Genomic DNA, 23,307 nt, shown 5'->3' on the forward strand with positions numbered 1-23,307 from the left:
CGCCGCCAACGACAGCGACAACGTGATCCCGATGCCCGAGCGCGATGCGCAGCGGGTGGCCGCGCGCGGGTATCTCAGCGGCTTCGGCAACGAGTTCGCGACCGAGGTCTACACCGGGGTGCTGCCGCAGGGCCAGAACTCGCCGCAGCAGGTCGCCTACGGCCTCTACGCCGAGCAGCTGTCGGGCACCGCCTTCACCGCGCCGCGCGGCGAGAACCGCCGCAGCTGGCTGTACCGCATCCGCCCCGCGGCGATGCACGGCACGTTCGCGCCGTATCCGCAGCCGCGCCTGCACAACGATTTCGAGCACGGCCCGGTCTCGCCCGACCAGTTGCGCTGGGATCCGCTGCCGATGCCGGACGCGCCGGTCGATTTCGTCGACGGCCTCTACACCATGGCCGGCAACGGCTCGCCGGCTTCGCAGCACGGCGTGGGCGTGCATATGTACGCGGCCAACCGTTCGATGGACGGGCGTTTCTTCTACGACGCCGACGGCGAACTGCTGATCGTGCCGCAGCACGGCCGCCTGATCCTGGCGACCGAACTGGGCGTGCTCGAAGTCGAGCCGCAGGAGATCGCGGTGATCCCGCGCGGCGTGCGCTTCCGTGTCGAGCTGCCCGACGGCGTCGCGCGCGGTTACGTCTGCGAGAACTTCGGCGCGCTGATGCGCCTGCCGGACCTGGGCCCGATCGGCGCCAACGGCCTGGCCAATCCGCGCGATTTCCTGACCCCGAACGCGGCCTACGAGGACGTCGACGGGCAGTTCGAACTGATCGCCAAGTTCCAGGGCCAGCTGTGGCGCGCCGATCTCGGCCATTCGCCGCTGGACGTGGTTGGCTGGCACGGTAACTACGCGCCGTACAAGTACGACCTGCGTCGCTTCAACACCATCGGTTCGATCAGCTTCGATCATCCGGACCCGTCGATCTTCACCGTGCTGACCTCGCCCAGCGACACCCCGGGCACGGCCAACCTGGATTTCGTGATCTTCCCGCCGCGCTGGCTGGTCGCGCAGCACACCTTCCGCCCGCCGTGGTTCCACCGCAACGTCGCCAGCGAGTTCATGGGCCTGATCCACGGCGCCTACGACGCCAAGGCCGAGGGCTTCGTGCCCGGCGGCGCGTCGCTGCACAACTGCATGAGCGGGCACGGCCCGGACGCGGCCACGTTCGAGAAGGCCAGCCACGCCGATTTGAGCAAGCCCGACGTGATCGGCGGCACCATGGCCTTCATGTTCGAGACCCGCGCGGTGATCCGTCCGACCGCGCAGGCCTTCGAAGCGCCCCACCGCCAGCGCGAGTACCAGGCTTGCTGGGCCGGTCTGCGCCGGCACTTCGAGCCGCCGCGTTCGGCCTGAGGCCGCGCGGCGCTTCGCGCGCCGTTCACGCCTGGCCGCTAGGCTGCGCGCGTCTTGCACACGCTGCGCCGCAGCCGGGGTCGTAATGAAGCAGGGTTCCATCCAGTTGGGCGCGAGCGCGCTGCTGCTGAGTCTGGCGCTGACCGCCTGCGGCGATCGCGCCTCCGCCCCGGCGCCTGCGCCCACCGCAACGCCGCCGGTCAGCGATCAGCCCAGCGAAGACGTACCGCCGGCCACGGCGCCGACGCCGCTGGCGCCGGCCAAGAACGGCGGCTTGGCACGCATGGACGGCTATGGCGATCTGCGCCTGGGCGGCGACGCGGCCGAAGCCCGCAAGGCCTTGGGCGGCGACGTCGCGGGCAAGGCGGAAGCACCCGGCGGCTGCTACTACCTGAGCTCGAGCAGCCGCCCTGAGCTGCCGGGCCTGATGATCGAAGGCGAGAAACTGGTCCGCTACGACGTCGGCGAGGGCGAGGACATCGTCGCGCCCGGCGGCGGCAAGGTAGGTATGGGCGCGGACGAGCTGCGCGTGCTGTACGCGGGACGAATCGAAACCCAGCCGCACAAGTACGTCGACGGCGGCGAGTACTGGCGCATCAAGGATGCGGCCGGCCCTGGCGTGCTGCTGTTCGAGATCGTCGACGGCAAGGCCAGCCTGTGGCGGGTGGGCCTGGCGCCGCAGGTCGATTATGTCGAAGGCTGCTCCTGACCCCAGCCCGCCGACAGGGCCGTAGGCTGCGGTGAGCGCAGCGAACCGCGGCATCGCCCTGTCCGCTCGCTCGCCTTGGCCCGCAAAGCAGGCGTGGCGCCTATCCGTACCGCCGATGGACGCCAAGCCCCGCACTCGGCATAGAATCGGGGCAGTGTCCGCGAGGGGAAGAGACCATGCTCGAAGCCATCGGCTTGTTCGTGCTGGGGTTGGTGCTGCTGGCGCTGGGCGGCGATTCCATCGTCAAGGGCGCGTCCGGGTTGGCCCAGCGTTTCGGCGCCTCGCCGTTCGTGGCCGGGCTGGCGCTGGTCGCCTTCGGCACCTCGCTGCCCGAGCTGGCGGTCAACCTGCAGGCGGTGGTGCGCGGCGAGCAGAGCCTGGCGCTGGGCAACGCGGTCGGCAGCAACATCGTCAATTTCGGCCTGACCCTGGGCATCGCCGCGTTCGCCGCGCCACTGCTGGTGCGCTGGCGCTCGCTGGCGCCGCTGCTGCTGGTGCTGATCCTGGGTACCGCCGCGGTGATCGCGCTCGGCCTGGACGGCGTGCTCAGCCGCGCCGAGGGCGTGGGCATGGTGGTCGTGTTCTTCGCCGTGGTCGCCTACGCGATGGCGCGCACGCGCCGCGAGGCGCCGGAACTGCAGGACGCCATCGCCGCGTTCGCGCGCACCCGCACCGATCTGGGCTTGAACCTGCTGCGTTTCGCGATCGCGGCGGTGCTGCTGTACTTCGGTTCCAAATTCGTGGTCGGCGCGGCGCCGCGCTTGGGCGCTTCGCTGGGCCTCACGCCGCTGCTCACCGGTCTGTTGCCGGTCGCGATCGGCACCGCGCTGCCGGAAGCCGCCGCCGCCATCGCCGCCGCGCGTCGCGGCCAGGGCGATATCGTGGTCGGGCACGTGATCGGCTCCAGCCTGTTCAATCTGCTGATCGTGGTCGGCGGCATGGCGGCCTGGAACGCGGTGGCGCTGCCGGCTTCGTTCGTGCGCTTCGAACTGCCCGCGGCGATCGCGTTCGCGCTGATGCTGTATCCGATGCTGCGCGGCGATCTGCGCGTGAGCAAAGGCGAGGGCGCGGTTCTGTTGATCGCTTTGCTGGCCTGGATCGGCTTCGAGCTGGCGATGCTGTATCGCTGATGCGGAGCGGGCGCCGGCGTCGGGTCGATATACTGAGGCCATGAACACGCCAGTCTCTTCGCCGCCGCCGTCGGCGCGTCCGATTCCGACCCGCGCGCTGCGCGCGCTGAGCGAGTTCTTCCGCTTGGAAGCCGCCGGTGGCCTGGTCCTGATCGCCGCCGCCGCGCTGGCCCTGATCGCGGCCAACTCGCCGCTGCACGACGCCTACGAATCGTTCCGGCAGATGCCGGTGCAGGTGCGCATCGGCGCGCTGGATATCGCCAAGCCCGCGCTGCTGTGGATCAACGACGGCCTGATGGCGATCTTCTTCCTACTGGTGGCGCTGGAGATCAAGCGCGAAATGCTCAGCGGCCAACTCGCCGGACGCGCCCAGTTGATCCTGCCGCTGGCCTGCGCGAGCGCCGGCGTGGCGGTGCCGGCGCTGCTGTTCTACGCGATGAACCGCGGCGACGCCGAAGCCATGCGCGGTTGGGCGGTGCCGACGGCGACCGATATCGCCTTCGCCCTGGGCGTGCTGGCCCTGCTGGGGTCGCGCGTGCCGGCGGCGATGAAGCTGTTGCTGTCGACGATCGCGGTGATCGACGACCTGATCGCGATCCTGATCATCGCGCTGTTCTATTCGCACGGCCTGTCGATGACCGCGTTGATCTGGGCCGGCGCCGCGCTGGCCGGCATGTGGCTGTTGAACCGTCGCGGCGTGACCGCGCTGGCGCCGTACCTGCTGCTGGGCGTGGTGCTGTGGGTGTGCGTGCTCAAGTCGGGCGTGCACGCCACCCTGGCCGGCGTCGCCACCGGCCTGATGATTCCGCACGTCGACAAGCGCAACGCCATCGACGACGCGCACGAGCATTCGCCGCTGGAAACCCTGGAGCACGCGCTGCATCCCTGGGTGGCCTACGCGATCCTGCCGCTGTTCGCGTTCGCCAATGCCGGCCTGGTGCTGGGCGGGTTGAGCCTGGACGACGCTACGGCCGCGCTGCCGCTGGGCATCGTGCTGGGCTTGGTAGTGGGCAAGCCGATCGGCATCGTCGGCATCGCCCTGCTGCTGCGCGCGCTGGGCTGGGTCAAGCTGCCCGCGGGCATGGACCTGCGCGCGATGCTGGGCCTGGGCCTGATGTGCGGCATCGGCTTCACCATGAGTTTGTTCATCGCCTCGCTGGCGTACCAGAATCCTCTGCATTACGAAGAGGCGGTGCTGGGCGTGCTGGCCGCCTCGGTGATCTCGGCGCTGGTGGGCTATCTGTGGTTGCGCGCGGTGCTGCCGTCGCGCGCGCAACGGAGCTAAGGGATGCGGCACGCTTTGGTGTTCGGCGCCAGCGGGCAGATCGGTCTGCCGCTGCTGGGCGCGTTGCGACGCGCCGGCTGGCGGGTCAGCGCGGTGTCGCGCCAGGACCAGCACGACGAGCCGGGGCTGCACTGGTTGCGCGGCGACTTCGCCCAACTCGAGGAGCTGCCGCGCCGGGTCGATGCGATCTTCAGTTGCGGGCCGCTGGACGGCTTTGCGCGTTGGTACGCGACCTCGCGGGTCGAATCGCCGCGCGTGGTCGCGTTCGGCTCGACCAGCGTCGAGACCAAGCGCGGTTCGGCCGATCCGGACGAACGCGATGTCGCCGCGCGCTTGCGCGCGGGAGAGGCGACTTTGTTCGCCGAAGCCAGCGAGCGCGCCGCAGCCGCGACCGCGCTGCGGCCCACGCTGGTCTACGGCGCCGGCCGCGACGCCACCCTGACCCGAATCGCCGCGATCGCCCAGCGCTGGGGGCGTTTTCCGCTGCCGCGCAACGCCACCGGCCTGCGCCAGCCGGTGCACGTGGACGATCTCGCCGCGGCCGCGTTCGCCTGCGTGTCGGCGCCGGCCAGCTACGGCCAGGGTTACGCGCTGCCCGGCGGCGAGACCCTGAGCTATCGCGACATGGTCGCGCGCGTGCTGGGCGTGCTGGAGCCACCGCCGAAACTGATCGAGCTGCCGTCGCCGGTGTTCAACCTGGCCTTGCTGGCCGCGCAGGCCAGCGGCCATGCCACCGGCTTGGGCGAGGCCGCGGTGCGGCGCATGCGCAGCGACCTGGTGTTCGATCTGGCGCCGGCGCAACGCGATTTCGCGTACGCGCCGCGCCGCTTCCTGCCCGAACGCTCGATGTTCGATCCGCGCTGAGGCGGCGCGCTCAGAGTTCGAAATCGCCGGGCTTGGTCTGCACGTTGGGCTTGTAGCTGGCGATGGCGAGGTAGATGCGGCTGCCGTCGCTCATCTCGAAGCCGTAGCCGACCGGCTGATCGTTGCCGAACCAGGCGGTGGCGCGTTCGACGTCGCTGCCGAACACGCGCGGATCCAGGCGCGCGCCGCGCAAGGGCGAGGATTTGCCGGGATTGATTTCGCCCAAGGACGAATAGCGCTTGAGTTCGCCGGCCGTGCCCAACGCGATCAAGGCCAGCGGATCGACGACTTGGTCGGTGGTGGCCTTGCCCGTCGTACCGCTGGCCTTGTCGCGCCAACGCGCGATGCCGGCCTGGGCGACGAAGGTCAGCTCGTTCTTCTGGCCGGGGCGCAGCACGAAGCGGAAGCGGTCCGGGCGTTCCAGCAGCAGCTCGACGCTGTCGACGCTGACCAGCGCGTGCTCGCTCTTGCCCTTGGGCGGCGGCGCGTATTGGCTGATGCGGGCGACGACGCGCGCGCTGTAGTGGGTCTTGTCCATGCTCTGAAGCAAGGTAGTGGCCGAACTGGCGGCGTGCAGTGCCAGCGGCGCGAGGCAAAACAGACCGATGGCGACGAAGCGCAGGGGGAGTTTCATGGCGATGTTCCCGTAGCTGGAAGGGGGACGGGCGCGGCTCAGCGGCAGGCCATGCGCGCGATCGTGCGCAGCGGCCGCGGCGGCTGCTGCATGGTCGCCGAGCAGCGCGCGGCCAGGTCGGGCGCGCTGGCGCCGATGGTGCGCGCGTTGGCCAGGTCGGCCGGCACCCCGTCGACGCCGGGCTGCAGGCAGCGGCCCGGCAGCAGGTTGAAGGCCATGCTGCCCGAGGTCGTGCTGACCTCGACCATGATCGGCACGCCGTTGGTATTGCACAGCTCGGCCAGGCGCATGTTCGGCGACAGCCGCGGCGGGCCGGGAATTTCGGCCGGCAGATTGACCGGGGCATTGCCGGAGCAGACGCCTTCGTGCAGCAGCTCGCTGTCGATGGTGCCGGTGATGCGGGTGATGGTGTGGGTCTGGTCGCGCAGATTGGTGCGCTGGACGAAGATGCGCGTGCTGCCGTCGAAGCGCGAGGTCGGGATCGTCACCGCATCGCGATCGATGTCGAAGGTCACGTCGACGCGGTCGGCGGTGGGCGCGAAGGTGAAGCTGTCGGCGAATGCGCGCACTGTGCGCGGCGGGAAGGCCTCAGGCGCGCTGGTGATGTTCATGGTCGGAAAATGCGCGGCGCAGTCGACGTCGGCGGGGCAGGTTTCCTCGCGCAACAAGTCGTAGGACGCGGTGACGGTATCGCCGGGGCAGTACTGCGCGGGCGTGACCTGGCCCATGCCGTTCAGCACGCTGCGCTCGAGGCGGCAGCCGCCTGCCAGGGCCGTGCAGGCGAGCAGCAGGGCCAAACTCGCGGTCGAAGTCCGAATCGTCATGGCGGGCGTCCTTGTCGGGGGCATGGTTTGGCGGCTGACAAGGACGATCAACGGCGTGGCGGCGCGCGAGCGGACACGGCCGCGCGCGGCCGCGCGCGTTCAGGGCGTGTCGGAGGCCGGGATCGGGCGCGATTTGGCCAGCGCGCGCAGCGCGATGATGAGCACGCCGCCCAGCACCATGGCGCCGCCCAGCAGCAGGCGCGGGCCGGGGCGGTCGCCCCAGAACGCGACGCCCAGGCCGATCGCTAGCACCGGCACCAGCAACAGCCACGGCGTGACCTGCGCGACCGGGTGGCGCTGCACCAGCACGTAGTACAGGCCATGGCCCAGCAGCGAGGACACGAACGCGGCGTAGAGCGCGCCGAACCAGCCGACCCAGCTCACCGATCCCAGGCTGGCGATGCCGCCGGGCTCGAGCAGCGCGCTGATCGCCAGCAGCGGCAGCACGCTGAGCAAGGCGGTCCAGCCCTGCTGGCTGTAAACGTCCAGTCCGCGCAGGCCCTTCATCAGCACCGTGCCCACGGCCAGGAACGCGGCCGAGATCAGCATCAGCACCAGCGACATCGGCTTGTCCAGCACCAGCGGATCGAAGCCCAGCACCAGCACGCCGGCGAAGCTCACCGCGATCGCCACGCCGGTGCGCCAGGCGAAGCGCTCGCCCAAGACCATCCACGCCAGCAGCGCGGTCATCGGCACGTAGCTCTGCATCACGATCGCCGGCGAGGACAGATCGCCGGCCAGTTTGAGGGCGGTGAAACTCAGGCCGAAATGCAGCACGCCGATGCACAGGCAGACTGCGATCAGCCGCGGCCATTGCCCGGGCGCCGGGCGCTTGACGAAGAACATCAGCGGCAGCGCGAGCAGGGCGAAGCGCAGGCCGGTGAACAGGAACGGCGGGATCTCGCGCATCGCGAACGCCGAGGTCAGGAAGTTGCCGGCCCAGGCCAGGACGATGAGCAGCAGCAGGACGATGTCGCGGGCGGGCATGAGGTCGGAAACCGGAAGCGGCGCGGCCGAGGCGTAGCCGCGCGGGCCCTATTGTCGCCGCTGGCGTACGCGCGCGGCGCGTACGCCGTCGCACGCAGCGTTGCGCTTACGCGTTCAGTACGACCAGCCGAGCTTGCGGTACAACTTGGCCAGCACCCAGGCCGGCCCGATCAGCAGATAGCGAAGGTCGGTGAAGAAGCTCGGGCGCTTGCCTTCGAACATCTTGCTGTGGCCGATGAACTGGCCGATCCAGGCGACCACGAACACGCCGATGCCCAGGTACAGCAGCTGCGTCGTGCCCAGGCGCTGGTGCAGCCACTGGGTGAGCCAGCCCGACAGCACGAACAGGACCAGCATGCCCAGGCCGAGCCGGCGCGAGGCGCGGTAATAGAACATCCAGGCCGCGAACATCGCCAGACCGGCCCAGAAGCCGGCGCGGAACCAGGTGCCCGGCGAGGGGATGCACCACAGCAGCGCGATCACGCTCCAGGCGATCGCGGGCACGCAGATCACATGGATGAGCTGGTTGGCGTGGTTGCGGTGATCGCGCGAATAGTTGGCGAAGTAGCGATCGATCGGACGCTGCTGGTACGAGGCGTCTTGCGATGCGGGTTCGGCGGCAGTGCTCATGACGGGCTCCCGGCGGGTCAGGCGTGCGCGGCGGCGGACGGGCGGTTCAGTGCGCACCAGTACGGGAGAATAGCTGGATTACCGCCACCCCGGCCACGATCAGGCCGATGCCGATCATGCCGGCCAGATCCAGCGGCTGTTTCAGCACCAGCCAGCCGATCAGGGCGATCAGGACCACGCCCACGCCGGACCAGATCGCATAGGCCACGCCCACCGGTACGGTCTTGAGCACCAGCGAGAGGAAATAAAACGCAGTCGCATAGCCGGCTGCGACGATCAGCGAAGGCCCGAGGCGGGTGAAGCCCTCGGAGGCCTTGAGGGCGCTGGTGGCCACCACTTCGGCCAGGATCGCGATGGCGAGGAAGAGCAGGCCTTTGGGCATGAGGGTGGCTCCGAGGGCGGTGCGCGACGATGCGGTTCGCTGCGCTCACCGCATCCTACGGTCGATCAGCCGAGCCAGCCATGGACGATCCAGATCGTTGCCACACCGAGATACGCATACAACAAAATATCGCTGGTCAGCAGAACCATGCGTAATTTCTTGACGGTCTTTGCCAACCCCGGCGGCGGCGGTTGGAAGTACAGAACTTTGAATCGACACGGGCCGGATTTTGGGAGGATGCGTTGACCCCAGGTCCGGAACAGCTGCTGCGCATAATCGGGAGCGACTTCCGAAATGCGCAGCTTCGCGGTGTAGGCGCAAAGTTCCGCCGCTAGTAGGCTGATCGCTACCAGCGCAAACAGTCCCAGCATCCAGCCCACGGACATACGCGGATCCGGCCGACCTCAGTCGACCGAAATCCCCGCCAGCTTCTGCAGCGCTTCGGCGTACTTGGCGCGCGTGCGCTCGATCACCTCGGCCGGCAGCGGCGGGCCCGGCGGCGTCTTGTCCCAGCCCAGCGCCTCCAGATAGTCGCGCACGTATTGCTTGTCGTAGCTGGGCGGGCTGGTGCCGACCTGGTATTCGTCGGCCGGCCAATAGCGCGAGGAGTCGGGCGTGAGCATCTCGTCCATCACGTACAAACGGCCGTCGGCGTCGGTGCCGAACTCGAACTTGGTGTCGGCCAGCAGGATGCCGCGTTCGGCCGCGTAATCGGCGGCATAGCGATACAGGCGCAGGGTGGCGTCGCGCACGGCTTCGGCCAGCTCGGCGCCGACGGTGCGCACCGCGGTGTCGAAGTCGATGTTCTCGTCGTGGTCGCCGACGGCGGCCTTGGTCGAGGGCGTGAAAATCGGCTCGGCCAGCTTCTCGGCCTGACGCAGGCCGTCGGGCAGGGCGATGCCGCTGATGCGGCCGGTGCGCTGGTAATCCTTCCAGCCGCTGCCGATCACGTAACCGCGCGCGATGCATTCGATCGGCACCGGCTTCAGGCGCTTGGTCACCACCGCGCGCTGGGCGTACAGCACCGGGTCGGTGCCCGCGGGCAGGACCGCGGCGACGTCGATGCCGGTGAGGTGGTTGGCGACGATGTGCGCGGTCTTGCCGAACCAGAAGTTGCTGATCTGGCACAGCATCTCGCCCTTGCCCGGAATCGGGTCGGGCAGGACCACGTCGAAGGCGCTGAGGCGGTCGGTGGCGACGATCAACAGGTAGTCGCCGACGGGCGTGCCCGGCGGCAGGCGTTCGGCCGGCAGGTCGAAGACGTCGCGGACCTTACCGCGATGGCGCAGCGGCAGGCCGGGCAGATGGGACTCGGAAAGGGCGGATCGCAAGGTGGTCGACAACGTGTAGTCCCCATGGCGGCGGGCGGAATCCCCGACGTCGGCCGCGTGCGCGGGCGCGACGGGGCCGGGCAGTGTACGCCGGCCGGGCCTCGCGTGCAGGTAGACTGACGGCCGGTTCTGGGCAGGCGGTTGCGGCGGCGATGGCGACGAAACGCTGGTACGGCAAGTTGCTGGGGTTTTTCGCCGGTGCGGCGCTGTTGCGCTCCAACCCCTTCCTGGGCGCGCTGATCGGTCTGCTGGTCGGCCATGCCTTCGACAGCGACTGGTTCCGGCTTGGCCGCGACAACCCGTACGCGGTGCTGGGCCTGACCGCCGAGGCCAGCGACGCCGAGGTCGACCAGGCCTATCGCCGGCTGATCTCGCAGTACCACCCGGACCGCCTCAACGGCGCCGCGCCCGAGCTGCGCCAGCAGGCCGAGAGCAAGGCGCGCGCGATCAACGGCGCCTACGACCGCATCAAGACCCTGCGCCAGCGGCGCTGAGCCGTCCGGGACCGCGCAGCCGGGGCGGGGCCGGTCGGCCCGCACCCCGGCCCGCGGTTGGGTTCAGAAGCGGTAAGTGGCGGTCAGGCGGATGCTGTCCAGATCGAAATCGTCGTCGCTGCGGCGGAAATCGGTGCCGGCGGCGTTCTGGCGGATGAAGGGGTTGGTCGCCGGCGCCGGGCCCTGCGCGCGCACCCGGTACTCGTCGTCCTTGAGCTGGGTGCGCAGGTACTCGATGCCGAGCGCGAGGTGCTCGTTGACCCGACGTTCGTAACCGATGCCGAACTGGGCGCCGTTGGCGTCGCTGTCGCCGTTGGTGGTGAAGGTGTTGACGCCATTGCTGGTCAGGAAGGTGTTCTCGACCTTCGCCGTGGCGTAGCCGGCGGTGAAATAGGCCAGATTCCGGCCGTCGTCGCCGAATGCCATGCCGACGCGAGCGCGGATCGCGGCCACGCTGTCGACCTTGCGCAGCATGGTGTAGCGGGCCGGCGTGGTGCTGAAGGACGACACCGCATCGCGCGCGTCGTTCATGCCGTAGTCGCCGACCACGCCGAACACCCAGTCGCCGACCTGCCAGTCGTAGCCCGCGCGCAGGCCCCATTCGGCGCCGCCGTTGTTGCCGTCGCAGCCGGCGGCCGGCGTCGGGCCGCGCGCCACGCCATTGCAGGAGCCGGGCGAGAACGCGTCGGCGCCGGCCGCGGTGGTCACGGTATCGCCGTAGCGGCCGTCCAGGTTGGTGTCGAACACGAAACGATCGTTGCCGTCGTCCGGGTCCAGGACCTGGCCGAGGTAGCCGCCGACGTAGCCGCCGGTCCAGTCGCCGGAGGATTGGGCCAGCGCGGCCGGGGCCAGGCTGGCGCCGAGCAGGGCGAGCAACAGGGGGCTGTAGCGTAGATGCGGATGCTTGCGGGTCATGCGTTCTCTCCTTAGGGGGCGGTCCGGCGGCCGGGCAGCGCCGCGCAACGGGTCTGGGCCCGCTTTAGGACATACGACGGCGTGGCCGGGACGGATGCAGGCGCCGCGCTTGGCCGGCCCCTCGCCGGGAGGCGACAATGGCGGCCTGTCCGTCCGAGCCCCGCCCATGCAGCCCACCGTGATCGCTCCGTCCATCCTCTCGGCGAATTTCGCCAAGCTCGGCGAGGAGGTCGACAACGTGCTGGCGGCCGGTGCCGACTGGGTGCATTTCGACGTGATGGACAACCATTACGTGCCCAATCTGACCATCGGCCCGTTGGTCTGTGAGGCGCTGCGCAAACACGGCGTGACCGCGCCGATCGACGTGCACCTGATGGTCGAGCCGGTGGACCGCATCGTCCCCGACTTCGCCAAGGCCGGCGCCAGCATCATCAGCTTCCATCCCGAAGCCAGCGCCCACGTGCACCGCACCATCCAGCTGATCAAGTCGCACGGCTGCCAGGCCGGGCTGGTGTTGAACCCGGCCACGCCGATCGAGGTGCTGGACTGGGTGCTGGAAGATCTGGACCTGGTGCTGCTGATGTCGGTCAATCCGGGCTTCGGCGGCCAGAGCTTCATTCCCTCGGCGCTGGACAAGCTGCGCCGCGTGCGCGAGCGCATCGACGCCACCGGCAAGCCGATCCGCCTGGAGATCGACGGTGGGGTCAAGGCCGACAACATCGCCGAAATCGCGGCCGCCGGCGCCGACAGCTTCGTCGCCGGTTCGGCGATCTTCAACGCGCCCGACTATGCGGACGTGATCGGCCGCATGAAGGCGGCGGTGCAGGGCGCGCGCGGGTGAACACCTGCGATCTGTGCGACCTGCACGGCGATCGCCTACGCGTGATCGAGCTGCCGCTGCGCGACTACGGCGGACGTCTCGCGTTCGACGGGTTGGTCAGCACGGTGCGGGCGCACGAGGACAATTCGCGGGTGCGCGAGGCGGTGGCCGAATCCGGCCACGGCCGGGTGCTGGTGATCGATGGCGGCGGCTCCATGCGGCGCGCGATGCTGGGCGACCTGCTGGCGGCCAAGGCGGTGGAGAACGGTTGGGCCGGCGTGGTCGTGATCGGCGCGATCCGCGACAGCGCCGCGATCGGCGCGCTCGAGTTGGGCGTCAAAGCCTTGGGCACTTGCCCGCGCAAGACCGACAAACACGATCGCGGCGAGCGCGACGTGGCGGTGGAGATCGGCGGCGCGACCGTGCGGCCCGGCGATTGGCTGTGCGCCGACGAGGACGGCGTCGTCGTGTCCGACGCCGTCCTCCGCTGAAACGCCGGGCGTCCTGCCCGGCGTCTTGAAAGGGCGCCGCGGCGCCCTTCCGGAATATTGGAGGCAATCCAGCCTCCGCCCGTCGTCCCTGATATGGCCTTCGATACTCCAGGCCGGCGATGACGCGACGATGACAGGCGCGCCACCAAAAGCGCGCGACCCGTTCACCGGGTTTTAGCGCGCCGCTGCTAGCCTCGCCGATCCTTACGCGCGAGACCCACCCGATGCCGCAGCCGCACTGGCGCCTGATCCTCAACGGCAAGTCCGCCGGCGACGACGCCCTGCGCGAGGCGGTGGCCGCGATCCGTGCCGACGGCGTCGACCTGGACGTGCGCGTGACCTGGGAGGGCGGCGACGCCGAGCGTTACGTCTCCGAGGCGATCGCCGACGGCGCCGACTGCATCGTCGCGGCCGGCGGCGACGGCACCCTCAGCGAGGTCGCGACCACGCTGGCGCATCGCGACGAGCCCGCCGACGCGCTGCCCGCGCTGGGCCTGGTGCCGATGGGCACGGCCAACGATTTCGCCAGCGCCGCCGGCTTGCCGGTCGATGCGCTGGAGGCCTTGCGGCTGATCCGCGCCAGCCGCCCGCAGCCGATCGACCTGCTGCGCCTGGAGGCGGCCGACGGCGGCCACTGGGCCGCCAATCTCGCCAGCGGCGGTTTCGGCACCCAGGTCACGGTGGAAACCGACGCGGGCCTGAAGAAGATGCTCGGCGGCCTGGCGTATTTGATCACCGGCATCTCCAAGCTTGGCCGCATCGAGCCGATCCGCGCGCATCTGCGCGGCGAGGGTTTCGATTGGCAAGGCGATTTCATCGCCCTGGGCATCGGCAACGGCCGCCAGGCCGGCGGCGGCCAGGCGCTGTGCCCGGACGCGTTGATCGACGACGGCCTGCTCGATCTGACCGTGGTGCCCGATCTGAGCGGCGAAGTCGGCGCCACCGCCGCGACCCTGCTGACCCAGGGCCAGCACGCCGCGCTGGAGCGGGTGGCGGTGCGCGCGCGCCTGCGCAGCGTGGAGATCGACAGCGAGCGCGAACTGACCCTCAACCTGGACGGCGAGCCCGTGCGTTCGCACCATTTCCGCATCGACTGCGTGCCCGCGCGCGTGCGCATGCACCTGCCCGAGGGCTGCCCGCTGCTGGCGGCCTCGGTGCCGGCGGCTTAGCCCGGGGCCCCCGTCGCGCCGGCCCGGCGAAGCCGTTACAGTGTCGGCCATGAAAGCCTGGGCGAACCCGCATTCCTTTTGCGCCGACGTGGGTTGGCGATGGTGGCCGTCGGCCATCGTCGCTCCTGCCCACTCGTCCATGAAGGAACCGCCGCGTGATTTCGCCCGAACTCTTCCAGCAACAGGCCGCTAACGGCTACACCCGCATTCCCGTCGTGCGCGAGGTCCTGTCCGACCTCGACACGCCCCTGTCGGTCTACCTCAAGCTCGCCGACGGGCCGCACACCTATCTGTTCGAATCGGTCGAGGGCGGCGAACGCTTCGGTCGCTATTCCATCATCGGTCTGCCGGCCAAGCGCGTGTACGCCTTCGCCGGCCACACCTTGTTCGTGACCGAACTGGGCGAACTGCTCGAGACCCGCACCGTCGAGGACCCGTTCGCCGAAGTCGAGCGACTGCGCGCCGCGCACTCGGTGCCGCGCATCGAGGGCCTGCCGGGCTACACCGGCGGCCTGGTCGGCTGGTTCGGTTTCGAATGCATCCAGTACATCGAGCCGCGCCTGGCCGCGCCGCAGGCCGACGGCAGCCACAAGCCCGACGAGCTGGGCACGCCCGACATCCTGCTGATGCAGAGCGAGGAAGTCGCGGTGTTCGATAACCTCAAGGGCCGGCTGTACCTGATCGTGCACGCCGATCCCAGCGAGCCGCAGGCCTACGCGCGCGCCAACCGCCGCCTCGACCAGCTTACCCATCGCCTGCGCCACGCCGGCGCCGGCTATCCGGAAACCCTGGACTCGGTCGGGCTGGAGGAAGAGGATTTCGTGTCCGGTTTCACCCGCGAGGGCTTCATCGCCGCGGTCGAGAAATCCAAGGAACTGATCCGCGCCGGCGACATTTTCCAAGTGGTGCTGTCGCAGCGCCTGAGCGTGCCGTTCAAGGCGCGCCCGGTCGACGTGTACCGCGCCCTGCGCGCGCTCAACCCCTCGCCCTACATGTATTTCCTCGATGTCGGCGAAACCCAGGTGGTGGGTTCGTCGCCGGAAATCCTGGTGCGCCTGCAGGATGGCGAAATCACCGTGCGTCCGATCGCCGGCACCCGTCCGCGCGGCAAGACCGTGGAAGAGGACAACGCGCTCGAAGCCGAACTGCTGGCCGATCCCAAGGAACGCGCCGAGCACCTGATGCTGATCGACCTGGGGCGCAACGACGTCGGCCGGGTCGCCGAGGCCGGCACGGTGCAGGTGGGCGAACAGTTCGTGATCGAACGCTACAGCCACGTGATGCATATCGTCAGCGAAGTCACCGGCCGCCTGAAGGAAGGCCTGAGCTACGCCGAAGTGCTGCGCGCGACCTTCCCGGCCGGCACGGTCAGCGGCGCGCCGAAGATCCGCGCGCTGGAAGTGATCCGCGAACTCGAGCCGATCAAACGCAACGTCTATTCCGGCGCGGTCGGCTACATCGGCTGGCACGGCGACGCCGACACCGCGATCGCGATCCGCACCGCGGTGATCCAGGACGGCCGCCTGACCATCCAGGCCGGCGCCGGCATCGTCTACGACTCCGACCCGCAGAAGGAATGGGAAGAGACGATGAACAAGGGCCGCGCGCTGTTCCGCGCGGTGGCCCAGGCGGCGCGCGGGCTGTAAGCGCGCGTCGCCCGCGCGCCGCTGCTTCGCGGCGCGCCTCCATCCACGCGCGTTTGCTGTGGGGTAGGAGCGGCGTAAGCCGCGACCGCGACATCCACACGGCGACGCCAGCGCGCATCTCACGACGCAAGCGCATGACCTGTCGCGGCTCACGCCGCTCCTACCCCAAAGCGGTTCGCGCGGGTCGATAGCGCGTGCGCGCCCTCTCCGCTAACCCCGGACTCCGACTTCGCCCGTTGCGATACAGGTGCGCCGTCCGATCTCGGACGGCAGCGCGTTCAGCATCGACACCACGATCGTCATCAAGGAGGCGACATGAAGTTGCGTACCCTGGCCTTGCTCGGCCTGGCTTTCATTTCCACCGCCGCGCAGGCGCAGGTCAACGCCTTGCCGCCGACGCGGCATATCCTGGTTTACGGCGAAGCCCAGGCACGCGCGGTGCCGGACCGGTTCAAGATCGCCCTGCAGTTCGAGGCGATCGACGTCGACCCAGCCGCGGCGCGCCGCCGCGTCGAAACCCGACTGCAGCAGGTGCTGGCCCAGCTCAAGAGCGCGGGCGTGGCCGACAACGAAATCGTCGCGACTTCGATGCAGGTCGATACCCGTCGGCGCCACGACGACAGGTTGAACGAGCAGGTCTTCGTCGGTACCGGTGTGCGCCGTACGCTCAGCGCGCGCTTCGATCGCAAGGAAACTTTGGAGCAGTTTCTGGGCACGCTCAAGACCTCGAACGAACTGTCGATTTCCAGTGTCGCCACCGAACTGTCGAGCGAGGCCGAGCTGCAGCGTCAGCTGCGCCAGAAAAGCATCGAGTCCTCGCGTGAGAAGGCCGAGGTCATCGCGAAGGCCTACGGCGCCCGCCTCGGTGGCGTCTACAGCGTGTCCGATGTCGCGCCGCAGTTTCAGTACGGCGTGCGCGAGGGCTCCTGGCCGGCGCAGTACGCCTGGGACACGCAGGGTTATTCGGATGGCTTCGGCAGACTGGAGCGCATCCAGGTCACCGGCAGCCGTATCGGCGCCAACCAGGCGCCTTCGTTCCAGGCCGGCTACGTCGATTTCCAGGACAAGATCTACACCGTCTTCCTGCTCGAAGACTGAGGCCGTCTCGGTTTCGGACCCTGCGCGGGCCGCAACGGCCCGCGCCAAACATTACGGATAGTTCATGCGCCCGAAAGCTCGCCGGCAACGCCCGGCGCGCAATCTGACCCTGCGCTGGGGCAGACCCCAACGGCAAGAACCCGATATCCCGTGTTCCCCATCCATCGTCCAGGAGCCTCACCATGAACGTCCGCAATGCCCTGATCGCGCTCGCCCTGACCGCCGTCGCCGGTTCCGCGTTCGCCGCCGCTCCGGCCCCCGCGCCGGGCGCCGCCGCTCCGGCCAAGACCGCCGCCGTCAAGCACAAGGCCCACAAGGCCAAGAAGGCCGAGGCCAAGACCGCCGCAACCGAAGCCAAGAAGAGCTGATCGCTTCGTAATCGTCCTACCGCCATAGCGTTCTCCTGCGTTCGACCGTTCCACCCGTCCCCGAAGCCCACCTCGACCCCAGGTGGCTGCCCCGCCGGCTTCCTCCCGGCGGGGTATTCTTTTTGCGACACCGGGAGTCGGCATGCGCGTTCTGCTGATCGAAGACGATCCCCATACCGCGGGCTTCATCGCCAAGGGCCTGCGCGAGGACGGGCACACCGTCGACCATGCCGACAACGGCAAGGACGGCCTGTTCCTGGCCACCACCGAAAGCTACGACGCGCTCGTGCTGGACCGCATGCTGCCCGGGCTGGACGGCCTGGTCCTGCTGCAGACCCTGCGCGGCACCGGCAACCGCACCCCGGTATTGCTGCTGACCGCGCTGGGCGAGGTCGATCACCGCGTCGAGGGCCTGCGCGCCGGCGCCGACGACTATCTGGTCAAACCCTTTGCCTACGCCGAGCTCAGCGCGCGCCTGGACAGCATCCTGCGCCGCGGCAGCGCCGGCGGCAGCGAGCCGACCCGGCTGCGCGTGGCCGATCTGGAACTCGACCTGCTCAGTCGCGAGGCCCGCCGCGGCGGCAAGCGCATCGAGCTGCAGCCGCGCGAGTTCCGTCTGCTCGAATACCTGATGCGCCAGGCCGAGCGCGTGGTCACCCGCACCATGCTGCTGGAAGCGGTCTGGGACTATCACTTCGACCCGCAGACCAACGTCATCGACGTGCACATCAGCCGCCTGCGCCAGAAGATCGACCTGGGCTATCCCAAACCGCTGCTGCACACGGTGCGCGGCGCCGGCTACCGGCTGGGCGCATGACCCTGCGTTCCACCAGCGGCCGGCTGGCGCTGGCGGTCACCGCCTCGTTCCTGCTCGCGTTCGTGCTGCTGGGCGCGGGCGTGCACTACGCGGTGTCGGCGCTGCTGGTCGAGGACGCACGCGAGGTCGTGCGCGCCGACGCAGCCGGCCTGGTCGAGCTGTACCGCGAACACGGCCGGCAAGCGCTGCGGACCGAGCTGCGCGAGCGCCTGGACGCGCAGGACGATCCCGATGCGGTTTACGCCCTGATCGCCGCCGACGGGCGCGTGCTCGCGGGCCGCTATGAAGGCCATGCGATCGCGCGCGCGCCCAGCACGCGCTGGACCGAATTCGTCGAGCGCGACGGCGACGAACGCCTGCGCGTGGTCGCGCAACTGCAGCGCCTGTCCGGCGGCGACACCCTGCTGACCGGCGTGCGCCTGCGCTCGCAGGGGCGCTTCCTGGCCTTGATGCTGCGCACCGCGCTGGCCGCGCTGCTGGTCGCCGCCACCCTGGGCGCGCTGATCGGCTGGCTGACCTCGCGCTGGGTGTCGCGGCGCCTGCGCAGCCTGGACGACACCGCCGAGCGCGTGGGCGGCGGCGAGCTCGCCTTGCGCGTGGCCCTGGACGGCAGCGACGACGCCTTCGACCGCCTCGCGCGCCGCTTCAACGGCATGCTCGACCGCATCGGCGAGCTGCTGGGCGGCGTGCGCCACGCCACCGACCACATCGCCCACGACCTGCGCACGCCGCTGACGCGTTTGCGCAACCGCCTGGAAGAACTGCGCGACCGCCCCGACGATGCCGGCCGCGAAGCCGAGCTGGACGCGGCGATCGCCGAAACCGACCAACTGCTGCATTCCTTCGGCGCCTTGCTGCGGTTGGCGCGGATCGAGGCCCAGCCGCCGGTGCACGACGAGCCGGTACTGGACCTGGCCGAACTCGCGCGCGACGCGGTCGAGCTGTACACGCCCAGCGCGGGCGAGCGCGGCATCATCTTGCGCACCCAGCTGCCGCGCGCCGACGAGGCGCCGGCGACAGTGCGCGGCGATGCCGACCAGCTGTTCCAGATGCTGGTCAACCTGCTCGACAACGCCGTCAAGTACGCGCCGGCCGATAGCGAGGTCGAGGTGCGCCTGCGCCGCGAGCGCGGCACGGTGACGCTGGCCATCGGCGACCGCGGCCCGGGCATTCCGCCGGCCGACCGCGAACGCGTGTTCGACCGTTTCCAGCGCCTGGAAGCGCACCGCGGCTCGCCCGGCACCGGCCTGGGCATGAGCCTGGTGCGCGCGATCGCCCACCGCCATGGCGGCCATGTCAGCCTGGGCGACAACGCGCCCGGGCTGGAAGTGCGCATCGCGCTGAGCGCGGCCGAGACCGGCCGCGGTTAGCGCCGGCGCGGGTCCGGCCCCGTCGCGTCTAAGCCGGGAAGCGGCTACAGTAGGGCCATGATCGTTCGCGCGAACCCGCAATTCCCGTCCAAGGCCGTCCCGGGCTGGCGATGGTGGCGTGCTGCCGCTGTCTGCGTTCCGTCGACCTTCCGGGAAACCCCGCGTGACTCCATCGCCTTCGCTGCAAGCCCGCGCCGTCCGCTGTCCAGCCTCGCCTGACGGCCGCGCGTCCCCGCGCCGTACCCCCTTGCGATCGTTATTTCCCGTGGGCCGCCCGCGGCCGGATAATCGTGGGCTGGCGTTCGCTGGCCCGCGACCGTCGCCGGATGTGTCCGCGCGTGGCGGTCCGCAGCCCGATGTCCGCCTCCCCAGCCCCGGCCCCCAACGCTTTCGAGACGCGTCATGTCCGTACTGATGATCGATAACTACGACAGCTTCACCTACAACCTCGTGCAGTACCTGCAGGCGTTGGGGGAGGAGGTGAAGGTGATCCGCAACGACGATTTGAGCGTGGCGCAGATCGCGGCGTTGCAGCCGGAGCGGATCGTGATCTCGCCCGGTCCGTGCACGCCGAACGAGGCCGGCGTGTCGCTGGAGCTGATCCGCGAACTCGGCGCGAAGGTGCCGATCCTGGGCGTCTGCCTGGGCCACCAGAGCCTGGGCCAGGCCTACGGCGGCGACGTGATCCGGGCCAAGACCATCATGCACGGCAAGACCTCGCGCATCCGCCACGAGGGCCAGGGCGTATTCGCCGGGCTGCCGGACCGCTACGAGGCCACGCGCTACCACTCGCTGGTGGTGTCGCGCGAGACCTTGCCGGACTGCCTGGAAATCACCGCCTGGACCGAGCACGAGGACGGCAGCTTCGAGGAGATCATGGGCCTGCGCCACCGCGAGCATCCGGTCGAAGGCGTGCAGTTCCACCCCGAGTCGATCCTGACCGAGCATGGCCACGCCCTGCTCAAGAACTTCCTGGAGCGTTGAGATGACCCGCATGCAGTTGACCCTCGCTCTCGCGCTGCTGGCCGTGCCGGCCCTGGGCGCGCACGCGGCGACCAAGCCGTCCAGCAACGCCTGCGCCGCCGACGCGGTGATTCAGGCCAAGAAACTGCTGGCCTTCCACACCGACGACGACGATCGCGCCGAAGTGTCCGGGCCGGCCAAGCCCTTGCCGTCCATCGTCAATCCGGCCAATGCCAAGCAGCGCTTCGACGTGCTGGAAGTCTGGGGTTATGTCTACAAGGGCCAGTACCGGATGCGTCTGGAGTACTACCGCCTCGGCAACGACTGCGTCCTGATGGGCCAGGAAATCCTCGAACACGCCTCGCTCTGATCTGAGAGCTTTGAATCCGGACCGCGCCATGCCTCTGACTCCGCAAGAAGCCCTGCAGCGCACGATCGAGCACCGCGAGATCTTCCACGACGAGATGGTCGAGCTGATGCGCATGATCATGCGCGGCGAAGTCTCGCCGACCATGACCGCGGCCATCCTCACCGGCCTGCGGGTGAAGAAGGAAACCGTCGGCGAGATCGCCGGCGCGGCCACCGTGCTGCGCGAATTCGCGCGTCCGGTCGAGGTCGCCGACCGCAGCGGCCTGGTCGACATCGTCGGCACCGGCGGCGACGGCGCCCACACCTTCAACATCTCCACCGCCAGCATGTTCGTGGTCGCCGCCGCAGGCGCCAAGGTCGCCAAGCACGGCAACCGCAGCGTGTCGTCCAAGTCCGGCAGCGCCGACGTGCTCGAGGCCCTGGGCGCGGCGATCGAACTGCAGCCCGAACAGGTCGCGCAGTGCATCGCCGACACCGGCATCGGTTTCATGTACGCACCCGTGCACCATCCGGCCATGAAGGTGGTCGCGCCGGTGCGACGCGAAATGGGCGTGCGTACCTTGTTCAACATCCTCGGTCCGCTGACCAATCCGGCCAACGCCCCCAGCATCCTGATGGGCGTGTTCCATCCCGACCTGGTCGGCATCCAGGTGCGCGTGCTGCAGGAACTGGGTGCGCGGCGCGCGCTGGTGGTCTGGGGCCGCGACGGCATGGACGAGCTGTCGCTGGGCGCCGGCTCGCTGGTCGGCGAGTTGCGCGACGGGGTGGTGCGCGAGTACGAAGTGCATCCGGAGGACTTCGGCATCGCCATGGCCGCCAGCCGCAATCTGCGCGTGGCCGACGCGGCCGAATCCAAGGCCATGCTGCTGCAGGCGCTGGAGAACCGCGACGGCCTGCCGCGCGAGATCGTCGCCCTCAACGCCGGCGCCGCGTTGTACGCGGCCGGCACCGTCGACAGCATCGCCGAAGGTATCGCGAGCGCGCGCGCCGCGCTGGCTTCCGGCGCCGCGCGCGCCAAACTGGACGAGTTCGTCGCCGCGACCCGGCGACTGTCTTCCTGACCTCTTCGCCAGCCTTCGCCAGCGAGTCCGACCATGAGCGACCCCTTCGCCGCACTGCCCGCGCCGCCGTACTACGCGGTGATTTTCAGTTCGCGTCGCACCGAGCAGGACGACGCCGGCTACGGCGAGGCGGCCGACCGCATGGTCGAGTTGGCCGCGCAGCAGCCGGGCTACCTCGGGGTCGAATCCACGCGCGGCGCGGACGGCTTCGGCATCACCGTCAGCTATTGGGCGGACGAGGCCTCGATCGTGGCCTGGAAGCGCAATCTCGAGCACGCCGCCACCCGCGAACGCGGCCGCAAACACTGGTATGGTCGCTACGAATTGCGCGTGGCCAAGGTCGAGCGCGCTTACGGATGGACCAAGGGACCGCAGGATGAATGACGCCGCGCCGCAGGCCGGAATGCGCCTACTGCGCAACGCCGAGGTCTATGCGCCGCAGCCGCTGGGCCGACAGCAACTGCTGCTGGGCGGCGGCCGGATCCTGTGGATGGGCGCCGACGCGCCCGCGCTGCCCGCACAGCTGCAGGCCGAGAGCATCGACCTGCAAGGCCGGCGCCTGATTCCCGGCCTGATCGATGGCCACGTGCACGTCACCGGCGGCGGTGGCGAAGCCGGTTTCCGCACCCGCGTGCCCGCGCCGATGCTGTCGCGCTACACCCGCGCCGGCGTGACCAGCGTGGTCGGTCTGCTCGGCACCGACGATCTGGCGCGCAGCACGCGCGAACTGGTCGCGGCGATTTACGCGCTGCGCGAAGAAGGCTTGAACGCGTGGGGCTATTGCGGCGGCTACCACCTGCCGCCGACCACCCTGACCGGCAGCGTGCGCGGCGACGTGGCCTTCATCGAACCCCTGCTCGGCGTGGGCGAGGTCGCGATCAGCGACCACCGCTCCAGCCAGCCGACCCTGGACGAACTGCTGCGACTGGCCTCGGAAGCGCACGTCGCCGGCTTGATGACCGGCAAGGCCGGCATCGTGCATCTGCACCTGGGCGACGGCGCGCGCGGTCTGGAACTGGTGCGCCAGGCCCTGGAGCGCAGCGAACTGCCGGCGCGCGTGTTCAACCCCACTCACGTCAACCGGCGCAAGGCGCTGTTCGAGGAAGCGCTGGAACTCGCGCGCCGCGGTTGCTGGATCGACCTCACCGCGTTCCCGGTCGAGGAGGGCGAGGACGCCTGGAGCGCCGACGAGGCGCTGCAACGCTATCTCGACAGCGGCGCGCCGCCGGAGCGGGTGACGGTGAGCTCCGACGCCGGTGGCTGCCTGCCGTGCTTCGACGCGCATGGGCGCGTGTGCGGCATGGACGTGGGCGAGTCCGGCGCCTTGCTGGACAGCCTGAACGCGGTGCTCGCGCGCGGCGTCGCGCTGGAGCGCGCCTTGCCGGCCTACACCCTCAACCCCGCGCGCCTGCTGCGCCTGGACCGCAAGGGCCGGATCGAGGTCGGCGCCGATGCCGACCTGGTCGCCCTGGACGCGGCCGGCGCGGCGCATGATGTGTTCATAGGCGGGACGGCGCATGTACGCGATGGCGCGCTGTTGCGCCATGGCCAGTTCGAAACCCCGTCGCGGCATTCCGATCAAGTTTAAGTAGA

At 69.7% G+C, this 23,307-nt stretch carries 27 protein-coding genes; 19 read left to right on the forward strand and 8 right to left on the reverse strand.

The annotated features are described in order from the left end of the window. The first annotated feature begins 31 nt into the window (after window positions 1-31). The 5 genes from hmgA to ASD69_RS13455 all read left to right on the forward strand — a co-directional run bounded on the left by hmgA (window position 32) and on the right by ASD69_RS13455 (window position 5,345). Window positions 32-1,357 (forward strand): homogentisate 1,2-dioxygenase, encoded by a 1,326-nt coding sequence (hmgA, locus tag ASD69_RS13435; protein ID WP_056179921.1) that lies wholly within the window; start codon window positions 32-34, stop codon window positions 1,355-1,357. An 85-nt stretch (window positions 1,358-1,442) separates the two neighbouring features. Further along, window positions 1,443-2,066, forward strand: coding sequence for a hypothetical protein (locus ASD69_RS13440; RefSeq protein WP_056178754.1), 624 nt, complete (start codon window positions 1,443-1,445; stop codon window positions 2,064-2,066). A 176-nt stretch (window positions 2,067-2,242) separates the two neighbouring features. Further along, window positions 2,243-3,196 carry a sodium:calcium antiporter gene (locus tag ASD69_RS13445; protein ID WP_056178757.1) on the forward strand — a complete coding sequence of 318 codons (954 nt, stop codon included), beginning with the start codon at window positions 2,243-2,245 and terminating at the stop codon, window positions 3,194-3,196. 40 nt (window positions 3,197-3,236) lie between these two features. Continuing rightward, entirely contained in the window at window positions 3,237-4,481 is a 1,245-nt protein-coding gene (nhaA, locus tag ASD69_RS13450) for a Na+/H+ antiporter NhaA (protein WP_157499193.1), read from the forward strand. A gap of 3 nt (window positions 4,482-4,484) precedes the next feature. Continuing rightward, entirely contained in the window at window positions 4,485-5,345 is an 861-nt protein-coding gene (locus tag ASD69_RS13455; protein ID WP_056178761.1) for a nucleoside-diphosphate sugar epimerase, read from the forward strand. Window positions 5,346-5,355: 10 nt separating this feature from the next. On the opposite strand, the gene ASD69_RS13460 is transcribed toward ASD69_RS13455, so the two are convergent. The 7 genes from ASD69_RS13460 to ASD69_RS13490 form a co-directional block, all read right to left on the reverse strand. Then, window positions 5,356-5,979 (reverse strand): hypothetical protein, encoded by a 624-nt coding sequence (locus tag ASD69_RS13460; RefSeq protein ID WP_056178764.1) that lies wholly within the window; start codon window positions 5,977-5,979, stop codon window positions 5,356-5,358. 38 nt (window positions 5,980-6,017) lie between these two features. Continuing rightward, window positions 6,018-6,803, reverse strand: a complete 786-nt coding sequence (locus ASD69_RS13465) for a hypothetical protein (RefSeq protein ID WP_157499194.1) — start codon at window positions 6,801-6,803, stop codon at window positions 6,018-6,020. 99 nt (window positions 6,804-6,902) lie between these two features. Next, window positions 6,903-7,790 carry an EamA family transporter gene (locus ASD69_RS13470; RefSeq protein WP_056178771.1) on the reverse strand — a complete coding sequence of 296 codons (888 nt, stop codon included), beginning with the start codon at window positions 7,788-7,790 and terminating at the stop codon, window positions 6,903-6,905. Window positions 7,791-7,904: 114 nt separating this feature from the next. Beyond that, window positions 7,905-8,420 carry an Mpo1-like protein gene (locus ASD69_RS13475; protein ID WP_056178773.1) on the reverse strand — a complete coding sequence of 172 codons (516 nt, stop codon included), beginning with the start codon at window positions 8,418-8,420 and terminating at the stop codon, window positions 7,905-7,907. A 46-nt stretch (window positions 8,421-8,466) separates the two neighbouring features. After that, complete coding sequence (locus ASD69_RS13480; protein ID WP_056178776.1) at window positions 8,467-8,802, reverse strand: multidrug efflux SMR transporter; 336 nt, start codon at window positions 8,800-8,802, stop codon at window positions 8,467-8,469. Window positions 8,803-8,867: 65 nt separating this feature from the next. After that, on the reverse strand, window positions 8,868-9,188 hold the full coding sequence (locus ASD69_RS13485; RefSeq protein ID WP_056178779.1) for a hypothetical protein: 321 nt from the start codon (window positions 9,186-9,188) through the stop codon (window positions 8,868-8,870). 18 nt (window positions 9,189-9,206) lie between these two features. Beyond that, window positions 9,207-10,133 (reverse strand): phosphoribosylaminoimidazolesuccinocarboxamide synthase, encoded by a 927-nt coding sequence (locus ASD69_RS13490; protein WP_056179927.1) that lies wholly within the window; start codon window positions 10,131-10,133, stop codon window positions 9,207-9,209. Window positions 10,134-10,285: 152 nt separating this feature from the next. On the opposite strand from ASD69_RS13490, the gene ASD69_RS13495 reads away from it, so the two are divergent. Continuing rightward, window positions 10,286-10,627 (forward strand): DnaJ domain-containing protein, encoded by a 342-nt coding sequence (locus ASD69_RS13495; protein ID WP_056178783.1) that lies wholly within the window; start codon window positions 10,286-10,288, stop codon window positions 10,625-10,627. Between the two features lie 63 nt (window positions 10,628-10,690). Here ASD69_RS13495 and ASD69_RS13500 read toward each other — a convergent pair whose 3' ends face one another. Then, window positions 10,691-11,542, reverse strand: coding sequence for an outer membrane beta-barrel protein (locus tag ASD69_RS13500; RefSeq protein WP_056178785.1), 852 nt, complete (start codon window positions 11,540-11,542; stop codon window positions 10,691-10,693). Window positions 11,543-11,708: 166 nt separating this feature from the next. Between ASD69_RS13500 and rpe the strand changes: the two genes are divergently transcribed. The 13 genes from rpe to iadA all read left to right on the forward strand — a co-directional run bounded on the left by rpe (window position 11,709) and on the right by iadA (window position 23,302). Continuing rightward, the gene (rpe, locus tag ASD69_RS13505; protein ID WP_056178787.1) at window positions 11,709-12,383 is read left to right on the forward strand and encodes a ribulose-phosphate 3-epimerase; all 675 of its coding nucleotides are present in this window, start codon (window positions 11,709-11,711) and stop codon (window positions 12,381-12,383) included. After that, window positions 12,380-12,853, forward strand: a complete 474-nt coding sequence (rraA, locus tag ASD69_RS13510; RefSeq protein ID WP_056178790.1) for a ribonuclease E activity regulator RraA — start codon at window positions 12,380-12,382, stop codon at window positions 12,851-12,853. Before rpe ends, rraA begins: the two co-directional genes overlap by 4 nt. A 224-nt stretch (window positions 12,854-13,077) precedes the next feature. Next, window positions 13,078-14,022, forward strand: a complete 945-nt coding sequence (gene yegS, locus ASD69_RS13515) for a lipid kinase YegS (RefSeq protein WP_056178793.1) — start codon at window positions 13,078-13,080, stop codon at window positions 14,020-14,022. Between the two features lie 155 nt (window positions 14,023-14,177). Next, window positions 14,178-15,668: an anthranilate synthase component I gene (trpE, locus tag ASD69_RS13520; RefSeq protein WP_056178795.1), complete on the forward strand. Its 1,491-nt coding sequence runs from the start codon at window positions 14,178-14,180 to the stop codon at window positions 15,666-15,668. 315 nt (window positions 15,669-15,983) lie between these two features. Further along, entirely contained in the window at window positions 15,984-16,766 is a 783-nt protein-coding gene (locus tag ASD69_RS13525) for an SIMPL domain-containing protein (RefSeq protein WP_056178797.1), read from the forward strand. Window positions 16,767-16,948: 182 nt separating this feature from the next. Next, window positions 16,949-17,134, forward strand: coding sequence for a hypothetical protein (locus ASD69_RS13530; RefSeq protein ID WP_056178800.1), 186 nt, complete (start codon window positions 16,949-16,951; stop codon window positions 17,132-17,134). A gap of 142 nt (window positions 17,135-17,276) precedes the next feature. Further along, entirely contained in the window at window positions 17,277-17,951 is a 675-nt protein-coding gene (locus ASD69_RS13535) for a response regulator transcription factor (RefSeq protein WP_056178803.1), read from the forward strand. Beyond that, window positions 17,948-19,321 carry a HAMP domain-containing sensor histidine kinase gene (locus ASD69_RS13540; RefSeq protein ID WP_056178806.1) on the forward strand — a complete coding sequence of 458 codons (1,374 nt, stop codon included), beginning with the start codon at window positions 17,948-17,950 and terminating at the stop codon, window positions 19,319-19,321. The genes ASD69_RS13535 and ASD69_RS13540 overlap by 4 nt, the downstream gene beginning before the upstream one ends. A 402-nt stretch (window positions 19,322-19,723) precedes the next feature. Further along, complete coding sequence (locus tag ASD69_RS13545; RefSeq protein ID WP_056178809.1) at window positions 19,724-20,305, forward strand: aminodeoxychorismate/anthranilate synthase component II; 582 nt, start codon at window positions 19,724-19,726, stop codon at window positions 20,303-20,305. A gap of 1 nt (window position 20,306) precedes the next feature. Then, window positions 20,307-20,654 (forward strand): hypothetical protein, encoded by a 348-nt coding sequence (locus tag ASD69_RS13550; RefSeq protein WP_056178812.1) that lies wholly within the window; start codon window positions 20,307-20,309, stop codon window positions 20,652-20,654. A 28-nt stretch (window positions 20,655-20,682) separates the two neighbouring features. Further along, window positions 20,683-21,714 (forward strand): anthranilate phosphoribosyltransferase, encoded by a 1,032-nt coding sequence (trpD, locus tag ASD69_RS13555; RefSeq protein ID WP_056179930.1) that lies wholly within the window; start codon window positions 20,683-20,685, stop codon window positions 21,712-21,714. 33 nt (window positions 21,715-21,747) lie between these two features. Further along, window positions 21,748-22,098, forward strand: a complete 351-nt coding sequence (locus ASD69_RS13560; protein WP_056178816.1) for an antibiotic biosynthesis monooxygenase — start codon at window positions 21,748-21,750, stop codon at window positions 22,096-22,098. Next, complete coding sequence (iadA, locus tag ASD69_RS13565) at window positions 22,091-23,302, forward strand: beta-aspartyl-peptidase (protein ID WP_056178819.1); 1,212 nt, start codon at window positions 22,091-22,093, stop codon at window positions 23,300-23,302. Before ASD69_RS13560 ends, iadA begins: the two co-directional genes overlap by 8 nt. The last annotated feature ends 5 nt before the right edge of the window (window positions 23,303-23,307 follow it).

It is taken from the genome of Lysobacter sp. Root604 (assembly GCF_001427505.1).
Classification (GTDB): Bacteria; Pseudomonadota; Gammaproteobacteria; order Xanthomonadales; family Xanthomonadaceae; genus Lysobacter.

Bases quoted from the DNA above. Each gene is read 5' to 3' on its own strand.
- hmgA (WP_056179921.1), top strand. From the start codon at position 32: ATGCCCGAGCGCGATGCGCAGCGGGTGGCCGCGCGCGGGTATCTCAGC.
- ASD69_RS13440 (WP_056178754.1), top strand. From the start codon at position 1,443: ATGAAGCAGGGTTCCATCCAGTTGGGCGCGAGCGCGCTGCTGCTGAGT.
- ASD69_RS13445 (WP_056178757.1), top strand. From the start codon at position 2,243: ATGCTCGAAGCCATCGGCTTGTTCGTGCTGGGGTTGGTGCTGCTGGCG.
- nhaA (WP_157499193.1), top strand. From the start codon at position 3,237: ATGAACACGCCAGTCTCTTCGCCGCCGCCGTCGGCGCGTCCGATTCCG.
- ASD69_RS13455 (WP_056178761.1), top strand. From the start codon at position 4,485: ATGCGGCACGCTTTGGTGTTCGGCGCCAGCGGGCAGATCGGTCTGCCG.
- ASD69_RS13460 (WP_056178764.1), bottom strand. From the start codon at position 5,979: ATGAAACTCCCCCTGCGCTTCGTCGCCATCGGTCTGTTTTGCCTCGCG.
- ASD69_RS13465 (WP_157499194.1), bottom strand. From the start codon at position 6,803: ATGACGATTCGGACTTCGACCGCGAGTTTGGCCCTGCTGCTCGCCTGC.
- ASD69_RS13470 (WP_056178771.1), bottom strand. From the start codon at position 7,790: ATGCCCGCCCGCGACATCGTCCTGCTGCTGCTCATCGTCCTGGCCTGG.
- ASD69_RS13475 (WP_056178773.1), bottom strand. From the start codon at position 8,420: ATGAGCACTGCCGCCGAACCCGCATCGCAAGACGCCTCGTACCAGCAG.
- ASD69_RS13480 (WP_056178776.1), bottom strand. From the start codon at position 8,802: ATGCCCAAAGGCCTGCTCTTCCTCGCCATCGCGATCCTGGCCGAAGTG.
- ASD69_RS13485 (WP_056178779.1), bottom strand. From the start codon at position 9,188: ATGTCCGTGGGCTGGATGCTGGGACTGTTTGCGCTGGTAGCGATCAGC.
- ASD69_RS13495 (WP_056178783.1), top strand. From the start codon at position 10,286: ATGGCGACGAAACGCTGGTACGGCAAGTTGCTGGGGTTTTTCGCCGGT.
- ASD69_RS13500 (WP_056178785.1), bottom strand. From the start codon at position 11,542: ATGACCCGCAAGCATCCGCATCTACGCTACAGCCCCCTGTTGCTCGCC.
- rpe (WP_056178787.1), top strand. From the start codon at position 11,709: ATGCAGCCCACCGTGATCGCTCCGTCCATCCTCTCGGCGAATTTCGCC.
- yegS (WP_056178793.1), top strand. From the start codon at position 13,078: ATGCCGCAGCCGCACTGGCGCCTGATCCTCAACGGCAAGTCCGCCGGC.
- ASD69_RS13525 (WP_056178797.1), top strand. From the start codon at position 15,984: ATGAAGTTGCGTACCCTGGCCTTGCTCGGCCTGGCTTTCATTTCCACC.
- ASD69_RS13530 (WP_056178800.1), top strand. From the start codon at position 16,949: ATGAACGTCCGCAATGCCCTGATCGCGCTCGCCCTGACCGCCGTCGCC.
- ASD69_RS13535 (WP_056178803.1), top strand. From the start codon at position 17,277: ATGCGCGTTCTGCTGATCGAAGACGATCCCCATACCGCGGGCTTCATC.
- ASD69_RS13540 (WP_056178806.1), top strand. From the start codon at position 17,948: ATGACCCTGCGTTCCACCAGCGGCCGGCTGGCGCTGGCGGTCACCGCC.
- ASD69_RS13545 (WP_056178809.1), top strand. From the start codon at position 19,724: ATGTCCGTACTGATGATCGATAACTACGACAGCTTCACCTACAACCTC.
- ASD69_RS13550 (WP_056178812.1), top strand. From the start codon at position 20,307: ATGACCCGCATGCAGTTGACCCTCGCTCTCGCGCTGCTGGCCGTGCCG.
- trpD (WP_056179930.1), top strand. From the start codon at position 20,683: ATGCCTCTGACTCCGCAAGAAGCCCTGCAGCGCACGATCGAGCACCGC.
- ASD69_RS13560 (WP_056178816.1), top strand. From the start codon at position 21,748: ATGAGCGACCCCTTCGCCGCACTGCCCGCGCCGCCGTACTACGCGGTG.
- iadA (WP_056178819.1), top strand. From the start codon at position 22,091: ATGAATGACGCCGCGCCGCAGGCCGGAATGCGCCTACTGCGCAACGCC.